15 protein-coding genes and 1 rRNA gene are annotated in these 18,024 nt (G+C 62.5%); 11 read left to right on the top strand and 5 right to left on the bottom strand.

Translation table 11 applies throughout. From position 1 onward, the window contains the following. Positions 1-73 precede the first annotated feature (73 nt). Entirely contained in the window at positions 74-2,920 is a 2,847-nt protein-coding gene (gene rapA, locus J7573_RS04570; RefSeq protein WP_294326218.1) for an RNA polymerase-associated protein RapA, read from the bottom strand. 132 nt (positions 2,921-3,052) lie between these two features. On the opposite strand from rapA, the gene J7573_RS04565 reads away from it, so the two are divergent. The 7 genes from J7573_RS04565 (at position 3,053) to J7573_RS04535 (ending at position 7,915) form a co-directional block, all read left to right on the top strand. After that, on the top strand, positions 3,053-3,751 hold the full coding sequence (locus tag J7573_RS04565; RefSeq protein ID WP_294326216.1) for a M949_RS01915 family surface polysaccharide biosynthesis protein: 699 nt from the start codon (positions 3,053-3,055) through the stop codon (positions 3,749-3,751). A gap of 107 nt (positions 3,752-3,858) precedes the next feature. After that, the gene (locus tag J7573_RS04560) at positions 3,859-4,191 is read left to right on the top strand and encodes an aspartate-semialdehyde dehydrogenase (protein ID WP_294326214.1); all 333 of its coding nucleotides are present in this window, start codon (positions 3,859-3,861) and stop codon (positions 4,189-4,191) included. Between the two features lie 67 nt (positions 4,192-4,258). Next, entirely contained in the window at positions 4,259-4,420 is a 162-nt protein-coding gene (locus J7573_RS04555; RefSeq protein WP_165837386.1) for a hypothetical protein, read from the top strand. A gap of 135 nt (positions 4,421-4,555) precedes the next feature. Then, positions 4,556-4,672, top strand: a complete 117-nt coding sequence (gene ccoM / locus J7573_RS04550; RefSeq protein ID WP_275898203.1) for a cytochrome c oxidase subunit CcoM — start codon at positions 4,556-4,558, stop codon at positions 4,670-4,672. 171 nt (positions 4,673-4,843) lie between these two features. Then, positions 4,844-6,841 carry an FUSC family protein gene (locus J7573_RS04545; RefSeq protein WP_294326205.1) on the top strand — a complete coding sequence of 666 codons (1,998 nt, stop codon included), beginning with the start codon at positions 4,844-4,846 and terminating at the stop codon, positions 6,839-6,841. Further along, positions 6,828-7,034, top strand: coding sequence for a DUF1656 domain-containing protein (locus J7573_RS04540; RefSeq protein WP_027918922.1), 207 nt, complete (start codon positions 6,828-6,830; stop codon positions 7,032-7,034). The genes J7573_RS04545 and J7573_RS04540 overlap by 14 nt, the downstream gene beginning before the upstream one ends. An 11-nt stretch (positions 7,035-7,045) precedes the next feature. Further along, positions 7,046-7,915 (top strand): HlyD family secretion protein, encoded by an 870-nt coding sequence (locus J7573_RS04535; RefSeq protein ID WP_294326197.1) that lies wholly within the window; start codon positions 7,046-7,048, stop codon positions 7,913-7,915. Between the two features lie 38 nt (positions 7,916-7,953). Here the strand turns inward: J7573_RS04535 and J7573_RS04530 are convergent, their stop codons facing one another. Further along, entirely contained in the window at positions 7,954-8,712 is a 759-nt protein-coding gene (locus tag J7573_RS04530; RefSeq protein ID WP_294326195.1) for an SDR family oxidoreductase, read from the bottom strand. Positions 8,713-8,824: 112 nt separating this feature from the next. Between J7573_RS04530 and J7573_RS04525 the strand changes: the two genes are divergently transcribed. Together J7573_RS04525 and J7573_RS04520 are read left to right on the top strand one after the other, a co-directional pair. Beyond that, positions 8,825-9,766, top strand: coding sequence for a LysR family transcriptional regulator (locus J7573_RS04525; RefSeq protein WP_294326193.1), 942 nt, complete (start codon positions 8,825-8,827; stop codon positions 9,764-9,766). Between the two features lie 83 nt (positions 9,767-9,849). Further along, entirely contained in the window at positions 9,850-10,170 is a 321-nt protein-coding gene (locus tag J7573_RS04520) for a DUF2025 family protein (protein ID WP_294326191.1), read from the top strand. Positions 10,171-10,176: 6 nt separating this feature from the next. Here the strand turns inward: J7573_RS04520 and J7573_RS04515 are convergent, their stop codons facing one another. Continuing rightward, positions 10,177-12,747: an EAL domain-containing protein gene (locus J7573_RS04515; protein WP_294326189.1), complete on the bottom strand. Its 2,571-nt coding sequence runs from the start codon at positions 12,745-12,747 to the stop codon at positions 10,177-10,179. Positions 12,748-12,802: 55 nt separating this feature from the next. Next, positions 12,803-13,876, bottom strand: coding sequence for a diguanylate cyclase (locus J7573_RS04510; RefSeq protein ID WP_294326832.1), 1,074 nt, complete (start codon positions 13,874-13,876; stop codon positions 12,803-12,805). Positions 13,877-14,006: 130 nt separating this feature from the next. Here J7573_RS04510 and J7573_RS04505 point away from each other — a divergent pair, with 130 nt between their 5' ends. Continuing rightward, a complete protein-coding gene (locus J7573_RS04505; protein WP_294326187.1) occupies positions 14,007-15,101 on the top strand; it encodes an MBL fold metallo-hydrolase in 1,095 nt (364 codons plus the stop codon). A gap of 2 nt (positions 15,102-15,103) precedes the next feature. Here J7573_RS04505 and J7573_RS04500 read toward each other — a convergent pair whose 3' ends face one another. Then, a complete protein-coding gene (locus tag J7573_RS04500) occupies positions 15,104-15,985 on the bottom strand; it encodes a formate/nitrite transporter family protein (RefSeq protein ID WP_294326185.1) in 882 nt (293 codons plus the stop codon). Positions 15,986-16,442: 457 nt separating this feature from the next. Between J7573_RS04500 and J7573_RS04495 the strand changes: the two genes are divergently transcribed. Further along, positions 16,443-17,979 (top strand): 16S ribosomal RNA (locus J7573_RS04495). Positions 17,980-18,024 lie beyond the last annotated feature (45 nt).

Here is an 18,024-nt window from a genome sequence, read left to right as displayed (position 1 = left end):
TCTGAAGTCGATAGCCAGTCGGCATAACGAACTGGGGGGCGCCAAAGCGCCCCCCAGTCATGTGGCAGGTCGATCAGCCGGCGACCAGCACACGAATCGCCTCGAGGCGCAGCGCAGCCTTGTCGAGCATCGCCAGGCCTTGTTCACGCTGCTTGCGCAGCGCATCGATCTCGCTGTCACGTACGCTTGGGTTGACGGCCTGCAGCGCGGTCAGGCGTGCCAGCTCTTCATCGGCCTCGGCGACCAGGCGGCGCTGGGCTTCGGCCACGCGCTCGACGTGGACCGGCATGACCTTGGCTTCACCGCCGCTGATGCGCTTGGCCAGCACGTCACGCTGGGCCTGGACGAACTTGTTGGCGCTGGCCCGTGGCACGCTTTCGAGTTGGTCGTTGAGGGTTTCGAACGCCACGCGCGAAGCCAGGTCGTTGCCATTGGCATCGAGCAGGCAGCGTAGTGCCGCTGGTGGCAGGTAGCGGCCCAGTTGCAGGCTGCGGGGCGCCACCACCTCGCTGACAAACAGCAGTTCGAGCAGCACGGTACCCGGCTTGAGCGCCTTGTTCTTGATCAGCGCGACCGCGGTGTTGCCCATGGAGCCGGACAGCACCAGGTCCATGCCGCCCTGCACCATCGGGTGTTCCCAGGTGAGGAACTGCATGTCTTCACGCGACAGGGCCTGGGCGCGGTCGTAGGTGATGGTCACGCCTTCGTCGTCGCCCAGCGGGAAGCTGGCGTCGAGCATCTTCTCGCTCGGCTTGAGGATCAGGGCGTTTTCCGAGTGGTCTTCGCTGTCGATGCCGAAGGCGTCGAACAGGGTTTCCATGTAGATCGGCAGGGCGAACTGGTCGTCTTGCTCAAGGATCGCCTCGACCAGCGCCTGGCCCTCACCGGCGCCACCGGAGTTGAGCTCCAGCAGGCGGTCACGGCCGCTATGCAGTTCTGCCTCCAGGCGCTCGCGCTCGCCACGGGCTTCGCTGACCAGTGCGGTCCAGGCCTTGGCATCGCCGCCTTCGAGCATCGGCAGCAGGCGCGGGCCGAACTGGTGCTGAAGGGCGTTGCCGGTCGGGCAGGTGTTGAGGAAGGCATTCAGGCCATCGTGGTACCACTGGAACAGGCGCTCCTGCGGGCTGTCCTGCAGATACGGAATGTGCAGTTCGATGGTGTGCTTCTGGCCGATCCGGTCGAGACGGCCGATGCGCTGTTCGAGCAGGTCCGGGTGGGCCGGCAGGTCGAACATCACCAGGTGATGGGCGAACTGGAAGTTGCGGCCTTCACTGCCGATCTCGGAGCAGATCAGCACCTGGGCGCCGAACTCCTCGTCGGCGAAGTAGGCCGCGGCGCGGTCGCGCTCGAGGATGCTCATGCCTTCGTGGAACACCGTGGCCGGGATGCCGGAGCGCACGCGCAGGGCGTCTTCCAGGTCCATGGCGGTTTCAGCATGGGCGCAGATCACCAGGACCTTGGTGCGCTTGAGCATCTTCAGCGTATCGATCAGCCAGTCGACCCGTGGGTCGAAGCGCCACCAGCGTTCGTCATCGCTGACCTCACCCTGGGCCTGGAAAGCCACTTCCGGGTACAGCTCGGCGTGTTCGCCGGCTGGCAGGTCCTGGTAGGGCGCGGGGTTGGCCAGCGGGTACGGATGCAGCTGGCGCTCGGGGAAGCCCTGCACGGCCGCACGGGTGTTGCGGAACAGCACGCGGCCGGTACCGTGGCGGTCGAGCAGTTCGCGGATCAGGCGGGCACTGGCCTGGGTATCGCCATCGTTGACCGCGGCCAGCAGGGCTTCGCCCTCTGCACCGAGGAAGCCCTGGATGGTGGCATGGGCCTTGGGTGACAGGCGGCCTTCTTCAAGCAGCTCTTGCACGGCTTCGGCCACCGGGCGGTAGTTTTCGCTCTCGGCGCGGAACGCCGCGAGGTCATGGAAACGGTTGGGGTCGAGCAGGCGCAGGCGGGCGAAGTGGCTGTCCTGGCCAAGCTGTTCGGGGGTAGCGGTCAGCAGCAGCACGCCCGGGATGACCTGGGCCAGTTGTTCGACCAGGCCGTACTCGGCGCTGACCTGCTCTTCGTGCCACACCAGGTGGTGCGCCTCGTCGACCACCATCAGGTCCCAGCCAGCGGCGAACAGTGCGTCCTGGGCCTTTTCGTCATCGACCAGCCATTCCAGAGCGACCAGCGCCAGCTGGGCATCCTCGAACGGGTTGCTGGCGTCGCTTTCGATGAAGCGCTCGGCGTCGAACAGGGCGACCTGCAGGTTGAAGCGCCGGCGCATTTCCACCAGCCACTGGTGCTGGAGGTTCTCCGGCACCAGGATCAGCACGCGGCTGGCGCGACCGGACAGCAGCTGGCGGTGAATCACCAGGCCGGCCTCGATAGTCTTGCCCAGGCCTACTTCGTCGGCCAGCAATACGCGCGGGGCGCTGCGGTCGGCGACTTCGCGGGCGATATGCAACTGGTGGGCGATCGGTTGCGCGCGGCAACCGCCCAGGCCCCATAGCGACGACTGCATCTGCTTGCTGGTGTGGTGCAGGGTGTTGTAACGCAGGCTGAACCACGACAGCGGGTCGATCTGCCCGGCGAACAGGCGGTCGCTGGCCAGGCGGAACTGGATGAAGTTCGACAGCTGGGTTTCCGGCAGGGTGCGCGCCTGGTTCTGGCCATCCAGGCCGTGGTAGACCATCAGCCCGTCGATGTCCTCGACCTCGCGTACGGTCAGCTTCCAGCCTTCGAAGTGGGTGATCTGGTCACCCGGCGAGAAACGCACGCGGGTCAGCGGCGCATTGCGCAGGGAATACTGGCGGGTGTCGCCAGTGGCCGGGTAGAGCACGGTCAACAGGCGGCCATCCTGTGCCAGGATGGTCCCCAGGCCAAGCTCCGCTTCACTGTCGCTGATCCAGCGTTGCCCCGGTTGATACTGCTGCGCCATACTGCCTGAACTCCCGCGATGAAAAAGCCGGCTATGTTAACGGATAGGCCGGGCGGACCATAGACCAGAAGTCCATGAGTCTAGCTGTTTCATCGCAGAACACCGTCTTGCTGACGAGGGCTACGCACCGATATGCCGCTCAAGCACCGCTGGTTGCACACCTCCATGGCCCTGGGCAGCTTGCTGCTGCTGGCTGCCTGTGAACAGAAAAATTTCGAAACCCTGCCCGCGATCCCGGTCGAGCAGCTCGAAGTGCTGGGCGTGCAGACGCCGATCAAGAGCGTGCACTTCCGCGACCGCGACGGCGAGGGCCTGCTGGTGCTCAGCCGCAGCGATGGCCAGGCGGTCGATGCCGAGTCCGAGCAGGAGGTCGACAAGGTGGTGCTCAAGGCCACCCTGTACGGGCGCAGTTCCGAGAGCGACGCATTCAAGCCGCGCTGGCAGATCGAGCAGGAAACCACCTGCCCGGGGCTGGACCTGGATGTTGATTTCTATACCGATGTCAGTGACGTCAGTGACCTGAACAAGGATGGTGTCGCCGAAGTGACCGTGGCCAGCCATGCCTTCTGTGGTGGCGGTATCGACCCGCACGACATCGCCATCGAGATGCGCGAAGGGCAGAACGCCTACACCATCACCGGCCAGTCGCTGATCACACCGGCAGGTGAAGAGCCGGTTGGCGGCGAACGCGAAGACAGCGCTTCGTTGAAGAACGCGCCACAGGTGCTGCGAGAGCATATGGACTCGGTCTGGCAGCAGGTCTACAAACGGCCCTGGAGCGAAGCTAGCCCGCCGGCCAGCGACGAAGACCCTGAGGATGAAGCCGAGTAACAGCTGTCTATACTGGCATGGCGCGGCCTTGAAAGGCCGCGCGTCCTCACCTTTTACGCTCAAGCTGGCTAACGGATGGCCGATACAGTGGGCACAGGAGAACTTCCATGTTGCCGCCGATCATCCCGCTCAGTGCCGCCCCCGTGACCTCTCAACAGGACCCGGCCAAGCAGACCCCCGACATCAAGCCGGTGGTGCCTGTGCAGCCTTCGTCCAATGAAAGCGCCATCGACCTGAAGCAACAGCGCGACCCGCAGGAGCAGGTGTTATTGCTACGCGACGAGCAGCGCCGCCAGCAGCAACGGCGCAAGAACAAGGGCGAAGCGGAGCTTTACAGCGCCGTGCCGGGTGACGAAGTCAACGCCGACAACACCGTGCCGGTGGCACCGCTGATGGGTGAAAACCCGCGCCAAGGCCTGCTGGTCGATATCGAAGTCTGACACGGGGCTGGTCACGGCCAGTGCCTGGCTTCATGATGCAAGTCTCTGTAGATCGTCGAGCCCACCCATGAGCCAAGACAACCTCATCGACTTCGATGCCGAACGCGCCAAGCGCATCCATGACCTCAAGGAAAAACGCCTGAACGAAGTGCGCCAGGCGTTCGAGCAGGCCATGCCGCTGGCTACCGCGAAGAAAAAGAAGCCCAAGGGCAAGCCCAAGAAGCGCTGAAACTTGATGCAGGTCAACCCTGCACCCGCCTCGCGTGCCCGGCCCCGGGCAGCATTGACCCTGATCAATTTTCCCCACCCCCGTATTCGTTACCTTGCATCCATCGGACAACGGCAAACGAATCGGGAGGCCAGCATGTTTTTCGACAATGTGGTTATCGCGGGCGTGGTAACGGTCGGGTTGATGTTTGCATTCTTTGCCGGTCTGGGCATTTTCATCTGGAAGGACTCGCAAAAGCGCAAGCCGCGCTGACCTTCCGGATCCATGAGCACGCAAGGCATTTAGGGCGACTTCGGTCGCCCATTTTTTTGCCCGCAATTTGTGCGTTGTCATAGATGATTAGCTAGCTAATTAATCGTTCCGGCAGTATCCTCCCCCCATTGTCTATCGTTTAAATGACCATCCCCCCGCAAGGTCCGATTCGTGCCCATCACTTTCCAGGCCCTGTTCGCGCCCAGCAGCCTCGCCATCAAGTTCGCCATCAAGACCCTGCTTGGGGCGGGCCTGGCACTGTGGCTGGCCATGCGTTGGGGGCTGGAGCAACCGTCCTGGGCGTTGATGACCGCATTCATCGTCGCCCAGCCGTTGTCGGGAATGGTGGTGCAAAAGGGCCTGGCGCGTCTGGCCGGGACCTTGGTCGGCACGGTCATGTCGGTGGTGTTCATCGGCTTGTTCGCCCAGACGCCATGGCTGTTCCTGATTACCCTGGCGCTGTGGCTGGCCCTGTGCACGGCGGCTTCCACGCAGTTGCGCAGTGCCTGGGCCTATTCGTTCGTACTGGCCGGCTATACCGCAGCCATTATTGCCTTGCCCGCCATCAGTCATCCCTTGCAGGTGTTCGATCAGGCGGTGGCGCGTTGCACCGAAATCTGCCTGGGGATTTTCTGCGCCACCGCCAGCAGTGCCCTGATCTGGCCGATGCGGGTCGAGCAGCAGCTCGCCGGGCAGGCCCGTCAGGCCTGGCAGAACGGCTTGCAGGCGGCAAGCGCCATGCTTGGCGGCGAGGACGAAGCGCGCAAAGGGTTGCTCGACAGCCTTGGTCGCATTGTCGCCATCGATACCCAGCGCGAGCACGCCTGGTTCGAAGGCCCGCGCGGGCGGCTGCGGGCCAAGGCCATTCGCGGGCTGAGCCAGAAGCTCATGGTGCTGCTGCGTATTTCACGCTCGGTACGCCGGCAATGGCTGCAACTGGACGAACAGGAAGCCGGGCGCCTCGGTCCTTGGCTTGAGGAGGTGCGGGGCCAGTTGGTCAACCCCGATCAGCCGAGCCTGTTGGTGCTGCGCCAGCGCATCTGGGACGCCGCGCATGACGAGCGGTTCAGTTCTGCCGAGCACTTCTGCCTGGCGCGCATGGCCTTGCTGCTGGACTTTGCCATGGCCGCCACCCAGGCCCTGGACGATGTCGAGGCGGGCAGGGCGCCGAAGGATGTCGCCCAGGGCCTGGCGGTGCACCGCGACTGGTCGCTGGCCTTGTTGTTCGGTTCACGAAGTGCCCTGGCCTTCCTGGTGATGAGCAGCTTCTGGCTGGCCACTGCCTGGCCGTCAGCGCCTGGCGGCCTGGTGCTGACCTGCGTGGTCTGCAGCCTGTTCGCCAGCCGCGAGAACGGCGCGCAGATCGGGCTGAGCTTCTTGCGCGGGATCTTCCTGGCGATCCCGGCCGCCTTCCTGGTCGGGCAGATCATCCTGCCGCAGTGGAGCAGTTTTGCCATGCTCTGCCTGGGCATGGGTGTGCCGCTGTTCTTCGGGGCGCTAGGCATGGCCCATCCGCGTACCGGCGCCACGGCGACCTCTTATTGCCTGCACTTCATCGTGCTGGTCTCACCGCTCAATGCCATGACGTTTGGTGTGGCTACCATGCTCAACAGCGCCCTGGCCATGTTGATGGGTGTGGGCGCCGCCGTGTTGGCGTTCCGCCTGCTGGTGTTCCGTCACCCGGCCTGGCTTGGCCGGCGCCTGCGCGCCGCGACCCAGAGCGACCTGGTGCGCCTGACCCGGCGCGATTTGCGTGGTGCCGACAGCTGGTTTGGCGGGCGCATGGCCGACCGCCTGATGCAGCTGGCCCGGCATGCCAGTGAATTGCCGGCTACCGAGCGCAAGCGTTGGGATGACGGCCTGCATGGGCTGGATATCGGTGACGAGCTGGTGCACTTGCGCATGTGCCTGGCGGTGGCCCAGGCGGCCCAGGTGGCATTGGCTGGCGCCGAGCGCGAGTACCTGCAGCAGGTCGAGGCAGTGCTGGCCAAAGGCCCGGCAGCGGGCCGCGGGCAGCGTCTGGATGCGGCCAGCGAGCAGTTCATCGCTGCCTTGCAGCGGGCGCCAGCCAGCGACCCGTTGCGCCTCGCCCAGGGCGCGGTGCTGCAGTTGCAGAAAAGCTGGGGGAAATGGTGCCGTTCGCAGGAGGATGCCCATGGGCTTGCGTGAGTGGGAGCTGGGCGGTGTGCTGCTCAGCCCGTTCCTGATTTATGTGCTGATGGCGCTGGCGCTGACCGGCGTGCTGCGCCTGGTGGTGCAGGCCACGCCGCTGGGGCGCTGGATCTGGCATGAAGCGCTGTTCGACACGGCGCTGTTCGTTTGTGTGCTGTTCCTGGTAGTTCGCCTGCTGGGGCCTTTGTAAGGAGTGAATCAATGCGTGCCGTCGTCCGTACCCTGGTGACCTTGTGCGTGGTTGCCATTGCCGTTCTGGCCGGCTTCAAGCTCTGGCAGTACTACATGCTCACGCCATGGACGCGTGATGCCCGGGTACGTGCCGATGTGGTGGTGATCGCCCCGGACGTGTCTGGCTGGGTGCGTGAACTCAAGGTGCAAGACAACCAGCAGGTCAAGGCTGGCGACCTGTTGATGAGCATCGATCGCGAGCGCTTCCAGGCCGCGTTCGACCAGGCCAGCGCGGTGACGGAGACCCGCGCCCAGCAGTTGCATCTGCGTGAGCGTGAAGCGGCGCGGCGCACGGCCTTGGGCCCGGAGGCGATCAGTGCCGAGCTGCGCGAGAATGCCCAGATCAACGCCGCCGTCGCCCGCGGCGAACTGCATGAGGCCGAAGCCCAGTTGCAGGTGGCGAAGATCAACCTGGCGCGCAGCGAAGTGCGGGCACCGCGCAGCGGGCATATCACCAACCTGCGCCTGGCCCAGGGCAACTATGTGAATACCGGCCAATCGGTGATGGCCCTGGTGGATGATTCGACGTTCTACATCCAGGCCTATTTCGAGGAGACCAAGCTGCCGCGCATTCGGGTGGGCGATCAGGTGAAGGTCTGGCTGATGGGCGCAGGCGATGCGATGCAAGGCCATGTGGAAAGCATCAGCCGCGGCATCACCGACAGCAACAGCAACCCGGACAGCCAGCTGCTGCCCGTGGTGGAGCCGACCTTCAACTGGGTGCGGCTGGCGCAGCGCATACCGGTGCGGATCAGGCTGGACCAGATTCCCGAAGGCGTGCACCTGAGCGCGGGGATGACCGCCAGTGTGCAGGTGCGTGAGGATCAGATAGAACAGTGATGGCCAGGGGGCCGCAAAGCGGCCCCAGAATTTCTGCTTTAAAGGAACATCCCGCCAGACACCTCCAGCCGCTGCCCGGTAATCCAGCCATTGCCCTCTTCGAGCAACAGCGCAATTGCCGCGCCGATATCATCGGGCAACCCGACCCGCCCCAGGGCCGTATTGCCTGCAATGAAGTCATTGACCTGCTGGTTGTCGCGTACCACGCCGCCACCAAAGTCTGTCTCGATTGCCCCCGGTGCGAGAATGTTGACGCGGATGCCACGAGCCCCCAGCTCCTTGGCCTGATACCGGGTCAAGACCTCCATCGCCCCCTTCATGGCCGCATAGGCGGCATACCCGGGCAGTGCGAAACGCGCCAGCCCGGACGAAATGTTGACGATGCGCCCGCCATCGACCAGCAACGGCAGCAGCCGCTGGGTGAGGAAGAACGGCCCCTTCAGCTGAATGTTCAGCAACTGGTCGAACTGCGCCTCGGTGGTTTCGCTGAACGGCACATTCAGGCCGATGCCGGCATTGTTCACCAGGAAATCGAAGTGCTCACGGCCGAAGTGCTGTTGCAAGGTCGTGCCCAGGCGTTCGGCAAAGTCGACGAAGCTGCTGCTGTCGCCGACATCCAGCTGCAGCATGGCAGCCTTGGCGCCAGCCGCTTCGAGGGCCTTAGCCACCTGTTGGGCCTCGTCGGCCTTGCTGTGGTAGGTGCCGATGATGTCGATACCGCGTGCAGCCAGATGTTCGGCGGCATTGCGGCCCAGGCCACGGCTGGCGCCAGTGATCAGAGCGATCTTGCGGGTCATGTCGTATCCCTCGTGGGTGGTGGATGAAGGACAGGTTATTGATCGTGCTGCGGCTGTTAAATCCAGCGGAATCGGAAATACTGTTCGTGTGTTTCGAACAGTCGGGGTGAATATGAACAAGCTGGAACTGCTGCGCACGTTCGTACGCGTCAGTGAGTTGAGCAGTTTCACACTGGCGGCAGACAGCCTGGGCCTGCCGCGCTCGACGGTATCGGAGCAGGTGAGGGCGCTGGAGCAATTGCTCGGCACGCGTCTGTTCAACCGCACCACGCGGCGCGTCCAGGCGACCCAGGACGGTACGCTGCTGTATGAGCGCAGCAAGGACCTGCTGTCGGGCATGGACGAAATCGAGAGCCTGTTCCGCGCGGACGATGCCGAGCTGGCTGGCTGTCTGCGGGTCGACATGCCGACCATGATGGCCCGCCGAGTGATCATTCCGGCCTTGCCGCAGTTCCTGTCGCGGTTTCCCAGGCTGGAGGTGGAGATCAGTTGCACTGATCGACACGTTGACCTGTTGCGTGAAGGTTTCGACTGCGTCATGCGCATCGGTGCACTGACTGATCTTGATGTCGTGGCGCGGCCTGTCGGCCAGTTGAGCATGCGTAATTGCGCCAGCCCCGCCTACCTTGGCCGATGCGGCGTGCCGCAGAGCCTGGACGATCTGGTGGGGCATCGCCTGGTCCACTATGTGCGCAACCTGGGGGCGCGCAGCGCGGGCTTTGAATACATGCAGGCCGGCCAGGTGTGCTTTCAGCCCATGGCCGGTGTGGTCACGGTCAACAATGCCGAGGCGTATTCGGCGGCATGTCTGGCGGGCCTCGGCTTGATCCAGGTGCCGGCAGTCGGCGTGGCGCATCACCTGGCCAGCGGCGAGCTGGTGGAGGTGATGCACGGCTGGCAGGCGCAGGCCATGCCGGTGTCCTTGCTGTATGCCCGGCAACGGCATGTACCACGCCGGGTCCAGGCCTTCATGGGCTGGCTGGGTGGGCTGCTGGCGTCGCAGGTCGACCCGATGCCAGACGGCGAAAACCTTGGCACAACGATGAGTACATGAGCTAGGCTGCCCACTGCGCGTTGCCCGACAGAGGCGACCGCTGCCTGGCGTGCGTCACTTTCGTTCATTTGCGAGGTTACGTCATGGCCATCACTTCCCAGGACATCTGCAGCGCCGCCGACCAGCTCAATGGCTTTGTCGGCTTTCATGGCAAGCGCGGCGTCCATATCGTGCGCTTTTCCGAGGACGCGTTCGGCATGGACGTGGCGGATGACAGCATCACTCCCTGCAGCGAATTCGTCTGGCGGCCGCAACAGGGCGCGCGCATGGCACTGTGCCGGGAGCGTCTGGCGCTGTTGCTGGAGCAGCATGTGGATGACCGGCTGAACATTGGCGAGCCATTGCGCATCTACCTGCGCCGCCGCGATCTGCCGGAAATCGTCGCCGAGCGCTCGTTGCGCTGAGCTGGTTCAAGTGGCATCGGCAGCGCAACCCGGCTTGTGTTGCAACAATTGCTCGAAGCCGGCCCTGTCCAGTGGCCGGCTCAGGTAGTAGCCCTGCACTTCATGACAATTGTCCCTGGCCAGGGTTTGCAGCTGTTGTTCGGTTTCCACGCCCTCGGCGGTCACGGTAAGCCCCATGGCCTCACCCAGGTTGATGATGGCCTGCACGACCGCCCGGTCGTTGCCGGTGGCGTTGGCAAGGCCGGCGATGAAGCGCTTGTCGATCTTGATGCTGTCGAACGGATAGGTCCGCAGGTAACCCAGCGACGAGTAGCCTGTGCCGAAGTCGTCCATGTTCAGCCGCACGCCCAGTTCCTTCAGCGCAAGCATGGTGGCCAGGGCGCCTTCGATATCATTGAGCATCACGTTCTCGGTTATCTCCAGCTCCAGCCGCTGGGCGGGGAAGCGCGTATCCAGAAGGATCTCGCGAATGTCGGCGACCACGTCGCTGCGCAAGAACTGCGCCGGTGACAGGTTTACCGACACCAGCAGGTGCTCCGGCCAGTCGAGCGCATTGCGGCACGCTTCGCGCAACACCCAGCGTCCCAGGGTGACGATCAGCTCGCTCTGCTCGGCCAGCGGGATGAAGGTGTCCGGGGCAAGCAGGCCTTCTTGCGGGTGTTGCCAACGCAGCAGGGCTTCGACCGAAACGATGCGCAAGTCGCCCAGGCGGTAGCGTGGCTGGTAATGGAGAACGAATTCGTTGTTGTTCAGGGCGCGACGCAGGTCATTTTCCAGCTGGCGGCGATACTGGATCTGCTGGTTCATCTCGGCGCTGAAGTAGCGCCAGGTGCCTTTGCCATCGGCCTTGGCCTGGTACAGGGCGATGTCCGCGCAGCGGATCAGCTCGCCAGCATCGAAACCTTGATTGCGGGTCTGGGCGATGCCGACGCTGGCGCCGATGTGCAACTGATGGCTTTCGAAGGCGATGGGCTGTTGCAGCAGTTCGATGAGCCGCCGACACAGCTTGTCGATCTCGCTGCGGTTATCCATGCCGGTGAGCACCAGGACGAACTCGTCACCGCCCAGACGCGCCACCAGGTCGACGTCGCGGGTGGTGTCACGCAGGCGCGCGGCGACCTCTTGCAGGACTGCATCACCTGCCGCGTGGCCAAGGGAGTCGTTGATGGGCTTGAAGTTGTCGAGGTCAAGCAGCAGCAGGGTCAGCGGCGGCGAGTCACTGCCGCGCAGCAATGCCTGTTCCAGGTGGCGGGCCAGCTTGTTGCGGTTGGCCAGGCCGGTCAGCGGGTCGTGCAGCGACAGGTGCTGGATGCGCGCATGGGCCTCGACTTCGTCGGTGATATCGCTGGCCGTGCCGCGAAATCCGGCGAGCTTGCCATCGAAGCGGATCGCCCGGGCTGAAATCCGGCAGTAGCGGCTCAGGCCATTGTGGTCGAGGTAGGCGCAACGCAAGTTGGCCGGTTGCTCCGAATCGGCCTCGGCCTGGGCGTCGAGCCACGGAGAAAGGGGCGTGGTTTCACAGCTGAGCAACTGGTTGAGCGGCTGGCCCAGCCAGGCCTCGACCGGGTCACCGGTGACCTTGACGAACCGCTGTGACAGATAGGTCAGCCGTTGCTGGCGGTCGGTCTCCCAGATCCAGTCGGACGCAGCCTCGGCGACCGCACGAAAACGCTGTTCACTGGCTTCCAACGCCTGGTTGCTCTCCTGCAGGCGCTCAAGGCTGAGGTCGATGGCGCGGGAGCTGCGCAGTGCATGGCGAAACAGATAGAGCATGACCAAGGCCAGTATCAGCAGTGCGCAGATCAAGGGCGGCAGTACGGCCCATAACAGTTGTCGCCCAGGCTGTGGGCTGGTCCAGGTAAGGTGGTAGCCAGTATTGCCCAGGGCGATTTGTTGCTGGGGGCGGTCGTGCTCGCCGTTCTTTTCGATGTGCATGTGCGCAAGGCCGGCCCCCGTGCCCAGGCTCTCGAGCTTGGCTTCGGTAAGCTGGTCGACGAACAGCATGACCGGTGCCTGGCTCACCTCCTGCGCGGAAACATCCCGGTCCGGGCGCACGGCGGCAGCGCTGAGCACTGCAGGCCAGTTGTTGAACATGACGAAGCGAGTAATCTGCTCGCGGGCGCTGGCGGCCCCACGTGCCGCGTCGATGACTTCGGCCAGGGGGGCATCGATGAAACTGCCGGCATCCGCCTGGGTCGGTGCCCCCTTGAAAAGCGCATAGGTGGTGCGTTGGTCCTCCACCACGAATACCCCTTCGTAGCCGCTGGCGCTGTACAGCGACTCGCCGACATTCTTTTCTTCATAGGCCCACTGCCAGTCGACCTTGCCAGCCAGGTGTTCGAAGGCGGCGTCCCATACCGCATAGCTGGAAAGAAACTGCCTGGAGGCCAGCAACCGTTGTTCCAGCGCCTGGGTGGCATGGAACGCACTGCGTTGCTGCTCCTGTTGGTCGAGCGTGGCGGCGATATTGAACAAGGCACCCAGCGTGACCAGGCAGGCGAGGCCGAAAACTGCGCAGAAGCCGCCAATCAGATGACGGACTTGGAGACGGGGGAGGGGGCTGGCGGTCCTGGCCATGCGCGAACAACTCCTTGTTGACTGCAGTCCCCTGCCGGGCAATCAGCAAGGAGGTTCAGTCAGGATAGGCCAGCCTGAGCGGGGTGGCCTCGCCCTGGGCGAAATTGACCTGGTCGCGACCGCGGTGCTTGGCGCTGTACAGCGCCTTGTCGGCCTGCTCCAGCCAGTGTTCGGGAGACTGCAGCTCGGCGTGGAAAGCCGCCAGGCCAATGCTCAGGCTGATGCGCAGGTGCGGCAGCTGCGGGTTGCGGTAGCTGGCGACCTGTTCGCGCAGACGCTCCATGGCCTGGCAGGCCTGAGCCTCGCTGGTGGCGGGCAGGATCACGCAGAACTCATCGCCGCCATAGCGCCCAGCCTGGTCGGATTCGCGCAGGTTGCGCTTGAGCTCCTCGCTCATCTGGCGCAGCACGCAATCGCCGACCACATGGCCGAAGGTGTCGTTGATGGTCTTGAAGTGATCGATGTCGATCAGCGCGATCACGGCGGCTGACTGTTGTTGCCGGCAGGCCTGGAACCTGAGCAGCAGCAGGTCTTTCCAGGCACCGTGGTTGAGCAGGCCGGTCAGGCTGTCGGTCAGGCTCAGGGCGCTGAGGCGACGCTTGTGCTCGCCCAGCTTGATTGCCAGGCGGTAGCAGACCCAGCCCAGTGCCAACGGGTACAGGGTCAGCATTGGCAGGCAGGCGTAGATCTGCAGCGCCGTGGTGTTCAGCTGCAGCCCGGTGCCCAGCAGCGTGCTGGCCAGCAGCATGCCGGCAAGTTGAGCCATTATCCCGCGCACGATCAGGCGCTTACCGCCCGCCGCCACGTTGTTCATGGTCATCATCGACAGCACGGTTACGGTCGGCAGCGGGTTGAAGTGCATGGCCGCGGTCCAGAAGCCGCCCAGCAGCGAGTCCAGTAGCATGTTGCGCTGTTCCGCCTGATAAGGGGCCGCCGAACGCGACGCCCACTGATAGGCGACATGCGGCCAGACCAGGCCATTGAACAGCAGCAGCACCCAGACCCAGGGTGGCGGCGATAGCGGCGCCACGGCAGCGGCTACGCTGAACATGCCGATGCCCAGGCCGATGACACGCGGCAAGTAGATGCGCTTGACGAAAGAAAGACCCTTGCCGCTGCGATTGTCCATCATGGTCGTTGTTCTTCTGCTGGGGTGCCGTTTATCGCATAACTCACGTGAATATTGTTGAACAGTGTTTCATCGGCGAAAAATGACCTTACAAGCCAATTCACGGTTGATGTGATCCCAGTGGGGTAACATGAAGCCTTTCCTCTTGCTTGGAGTGTTGCTGCTCATGGCTCCCATGGCTAATCCTGGCGACCAATCGGCGCCGCAGCGGGACGGACGTTTTCACAACCAGGCCAGCCTGCCTCAGGATGGCGTGCTGAAGAAGCTGCGCATCGGCCTCAAGTACCTGTTCCTGCGCAAGCCGCCGGAAACCCGGCCGGCGGCCGCGATCAGCGTGCAGCCCATGACTCGCCAGCAGGTGCTCGATGCGCCGGACCACAGTCTCTGGCGCCTGGGCCATTCCACGGTATTGCTCAAGCTGCGCGGTCGCTACTTCATTACCGACCCGGTCTTTGCCGAACGCGCCTCGCCGGTGCAATGGGCCGGGCCGTTGCGCTTTCATGCACCACCGCTGGGGCTCGATGAGTTGCCGCCGCTGACGGCGGTGATTCTGTCCCACGACCATTTCGACCACCTAGATGAGCAGGCGATACGCCGGTTGGCCCCACGTGCCGAACGCTTCCTGGCACCACTCGGGGTAGGGGACCTGCTCATCGAGTGGGGTGTGCCTGCTGCAAAGGTCGTGCAACTGGACTGGTGGCAGGAAACCGAAGTCGAGGGTGTGCGTTTCGTTGCCACGCCCGCGCAACATTTCTCCGGGCGTGGCCTGTTCGACAGCAACCGCACCTTGTGGGCCTCCTGGGTATTGATAGATGACCAGACGCGCCTGTTCTTCAGCGGTGATACCGGTTACTTCGCCGGCTTTGCTGAAATCGGCGAACGCTTCGGGCCGTTCGACCTGACGTTGATCGAGACCGGTGCCTACAACGTGGCCTGGCCCAACGTGCACATGCAACCGGAACAGAGCCTGCAGGCACATCTGGATCTGCGCGGGCGCTGGATGCTGCCGATCCATAATGGCACCTTCGACTTGTCGATCCATGGCTGGCAGGAGCCGTTCGAGCGCATCGTCGCCCTGGCAGCTGCAGCCCAGGTGCGGCTGAGTACGCCACAGATGGGCGAGCGGGTCAGTATCGACTCACCGCACGAGGGGCAGAACTGGTGGCAGCCACACCCGGCGCGTCAGCGGGGCAGGGCAGTTGAACGGGCATTGGCGGCGCGCTGAGTTCAGTCCCGGTCCTGCTGGTTTTCTTCATCCATTAATAGTTGCGATGGCGGCTTGCCGCTGTCGCTGCGTACCTGGGCATGGCTGATCAGGGCGAAAATGAAGCTGCCACCGATGATATTGCCAGCCAGGGTCGGCAAGGCGAACGCCAGCCAGAAGCTGCGCCAGGTTTCGTCGCCGGCCCATACCAGGTAGGAAACTTCCACCGAGCCGACGACGATATGGGTGAAGTCACCTAGCGCCATCAGGTAGGTGATCATCAGGATGATCCAGATCTTGGCGTGCTCCATGGATGGGATCATCCAGACCATGGTGGCGATCATCCAGCCCGACACGATGCCTTTGGCGAACATCTGACTGATGTCGTTCTTCATTACCTTGCGCCCGACTTCGAGGAAGGCTACGTCGGTCTTGCTGTCGAAGATCGGCAGTTCGAGCATTACCCAGGCCACCAGCAAGGTGCCCGCCAGGTTGCCGAGCAGCACCACGCTCCACAGCCTCAGCAAGCGTCCGAGGTTGGCCAGGGTTGGCGTGGTCATGACGGGCAGCACGGCAGTGAGGGTGTTTTCGGTGAACAGTTGCTGGCGTGCCAGGATCACCGCAAGAAAACCCGCGCTATAGCCAATGCTGGCGATAACCTGGGCGCTGTCACCTTCGGGCAACCGGGCATAGAACAGCCCCATGGCCATCAGCGACAGGCCCATGCTCAGGCCGGCGGCAACGGCGGACCACCAGAGCGCCGCGAGCGTGCGCTCCAGTTCCTGGTCGCCCTGAGAACGAATGATCTCGTGCAATACCGCAGCCCGCGGCGGCTGGTTATGGCTGACTTCCTTTTCTTCGTCCGCCGACAGGCCAGGGGTTTTTTCGCTCTGCGCATCGCTCATGGTCGTTACGCTCCACGGGTTGTTTCTCTACAGAGCGGCGCTGCATGCATTTAGTTGCCAGGCAGCCGCAGATGAAGATCGAAAGTTTTTTCAGATCAAGGTGTTGACTCTGATTTCAAAGCGCGTATTATTCGCCTCCTCGCAGCGATGAACGCAACGAGGCAGGCGGTAAGTTGTTGAAGTTGAACGCTTTTGAAAGAAAGCAGCTTCAAAAAAACTTCAAAATAACGCTTGACAGCAAATGAGGAAGGCGTAGAATGCGCGCCTCGGTTGAGACGAAAAGCTCTTAACCAAACGCTCTTTAACAAATCGAATCAAGCAATTCGTGTGGGTGCTTGTGAGTACGGACTGATAGTCACAAAGATTATCAGCATCACAAGTGGCCATGCGAGAAATCACATAGTCATTTGAGATTGCTGAGCCAAGTTTAGGGTTTCTTAAAAACCCAAGCAGTATTGAACTGAAGAGTTTGATCATGGCTCAGATTGAACGCTGGCGGCAGGCCTAACACATGCAAGTCGAGCGGATGACGGGAGCTTGCTCCTTGATTCAGCGGCGGACGGGTGAGTAATGCCTAGGAATCTGCCTGGTAGTGGGGGACAACGTTTCGAAAGGAACGCTAATACCGCATACGTCCTACGGGAGAAAGCAGGGGACCTTCGGGCCTTGCGCTATCAGATGAGCCTAGGTCGGATTAGCTAGTTGGTGGGGTAATGGCTCACCAAGGCGACGATCCGTAACTGGTCTGAGAGGATGATCAGTCACACTGGAACTGAGACACGGTCCAGACTCCTACGGGAGGCAGCAGTGGGGAATATTGGACAATGGGCGAAAGCCTGATCCAGCCATGCCGCGTGTGTGAAGAAGGTCTTCGGATTGTAAAGCACTTTAAGTTGGGAGGAAGGGCAGTAAGTTAATACCTTGCTGTTTTGACGTTACCGACAGAATAAGCACCGGCTAACTCTGTGCCAGCAGCCGCGGTAATACAGAGGGTGCAAGCGTTAATCGGAATTACTGGGCGTAAAGCGCGCGTAGGTGGTTTGTTAAGTTGGATGTGAAAGCCCCGGGCTCAACCTGGGAACTGCATCCAAAACTGGCAAGCTAGAGTACGGTAGAGGGTGGTGGAATTTCCTGTGTAGCGGTGAAATGCGTAGATATAGGAAGGAACACCAGTGGCGAAGGCGACCACCTGGACTGATACTGACACTGAGGTGCGAAAGCGTGGGGAGCAAACAGGATTAGATACCCTGGTAGTCCACGCCGTAAACGATGTCAACTAGCCGTTGGAATCCTTGAGATTTTAGTGGCGCAGCTAACGCATTAAGTTGACCGCCTGGGGAGTACGGCCGCAAGGTTAAAACTCAAATGAATTGACGGGGGCCCGCACAAGCGGTGGAGCATGTGGTTTAATTCGAAGCAACGCGAAGAACCTTACCAGGCCTTGACATGCAGAGAACTTTCCAGAGATGGATTGGTGCCTTCGGGAACTCTGACACAGGTGCTGCATGGCTGTCGTCAGCTCGTGTCGTGAGATGTTGGGTTAAGTCCCGTAACGAGCGCAACCCTTGTCCTTAGTTACCAGCACGTTATGGTGGGCACTCTAAGGAGACTGCCGGTGACAAACCGGAGGAAGGTGGGGATGACGTCAAGTCATCATGGCCCTTACGGCCTGGGCTACACACGTGCTACAATGGTCGGTACAGAGGGTTGCCAAGCCGCGAGGTGGAGCTAATCTCACAAAACCGATCGTAGTCCGGATCGCAGTCTGCAACTCGACTGCGTGAAGTCGGAATCGCTAGTAATCGCGAATCAGAATGTCGCGGTGAATACGTTCCCGGGCCTTGTACACACCGCCCGTCACACCATGGGAGTGGGTTGCACCAGAAGTAGCTAGTCTAACCTTCGGGAGGACGGTTACCACGGTGTGATTCATGACTGGGGTGAAGTCGTAACAAGGTAGCCGTAGGGGAACCTGCGGCTGGATCACCTCCTTAATCGACGACATCAGCCTGCTGATGAGCTCCCACACGAATTGCTTG

It is taken from the genome of Pseudomonas sp. (genome assembly GCF_017744435.1).
Lineage (GTDB): Bacteria > Pseudomonadota > Gammaproteobacteria > Pseudomonadales > Pseudomonadaceae > Aquipseudomonas.
The sequence above is the reverse complement of the archived record's forward strand: the minus strand, read 5'-3'. Positions and strand labels throughout refer to the sequence as shown.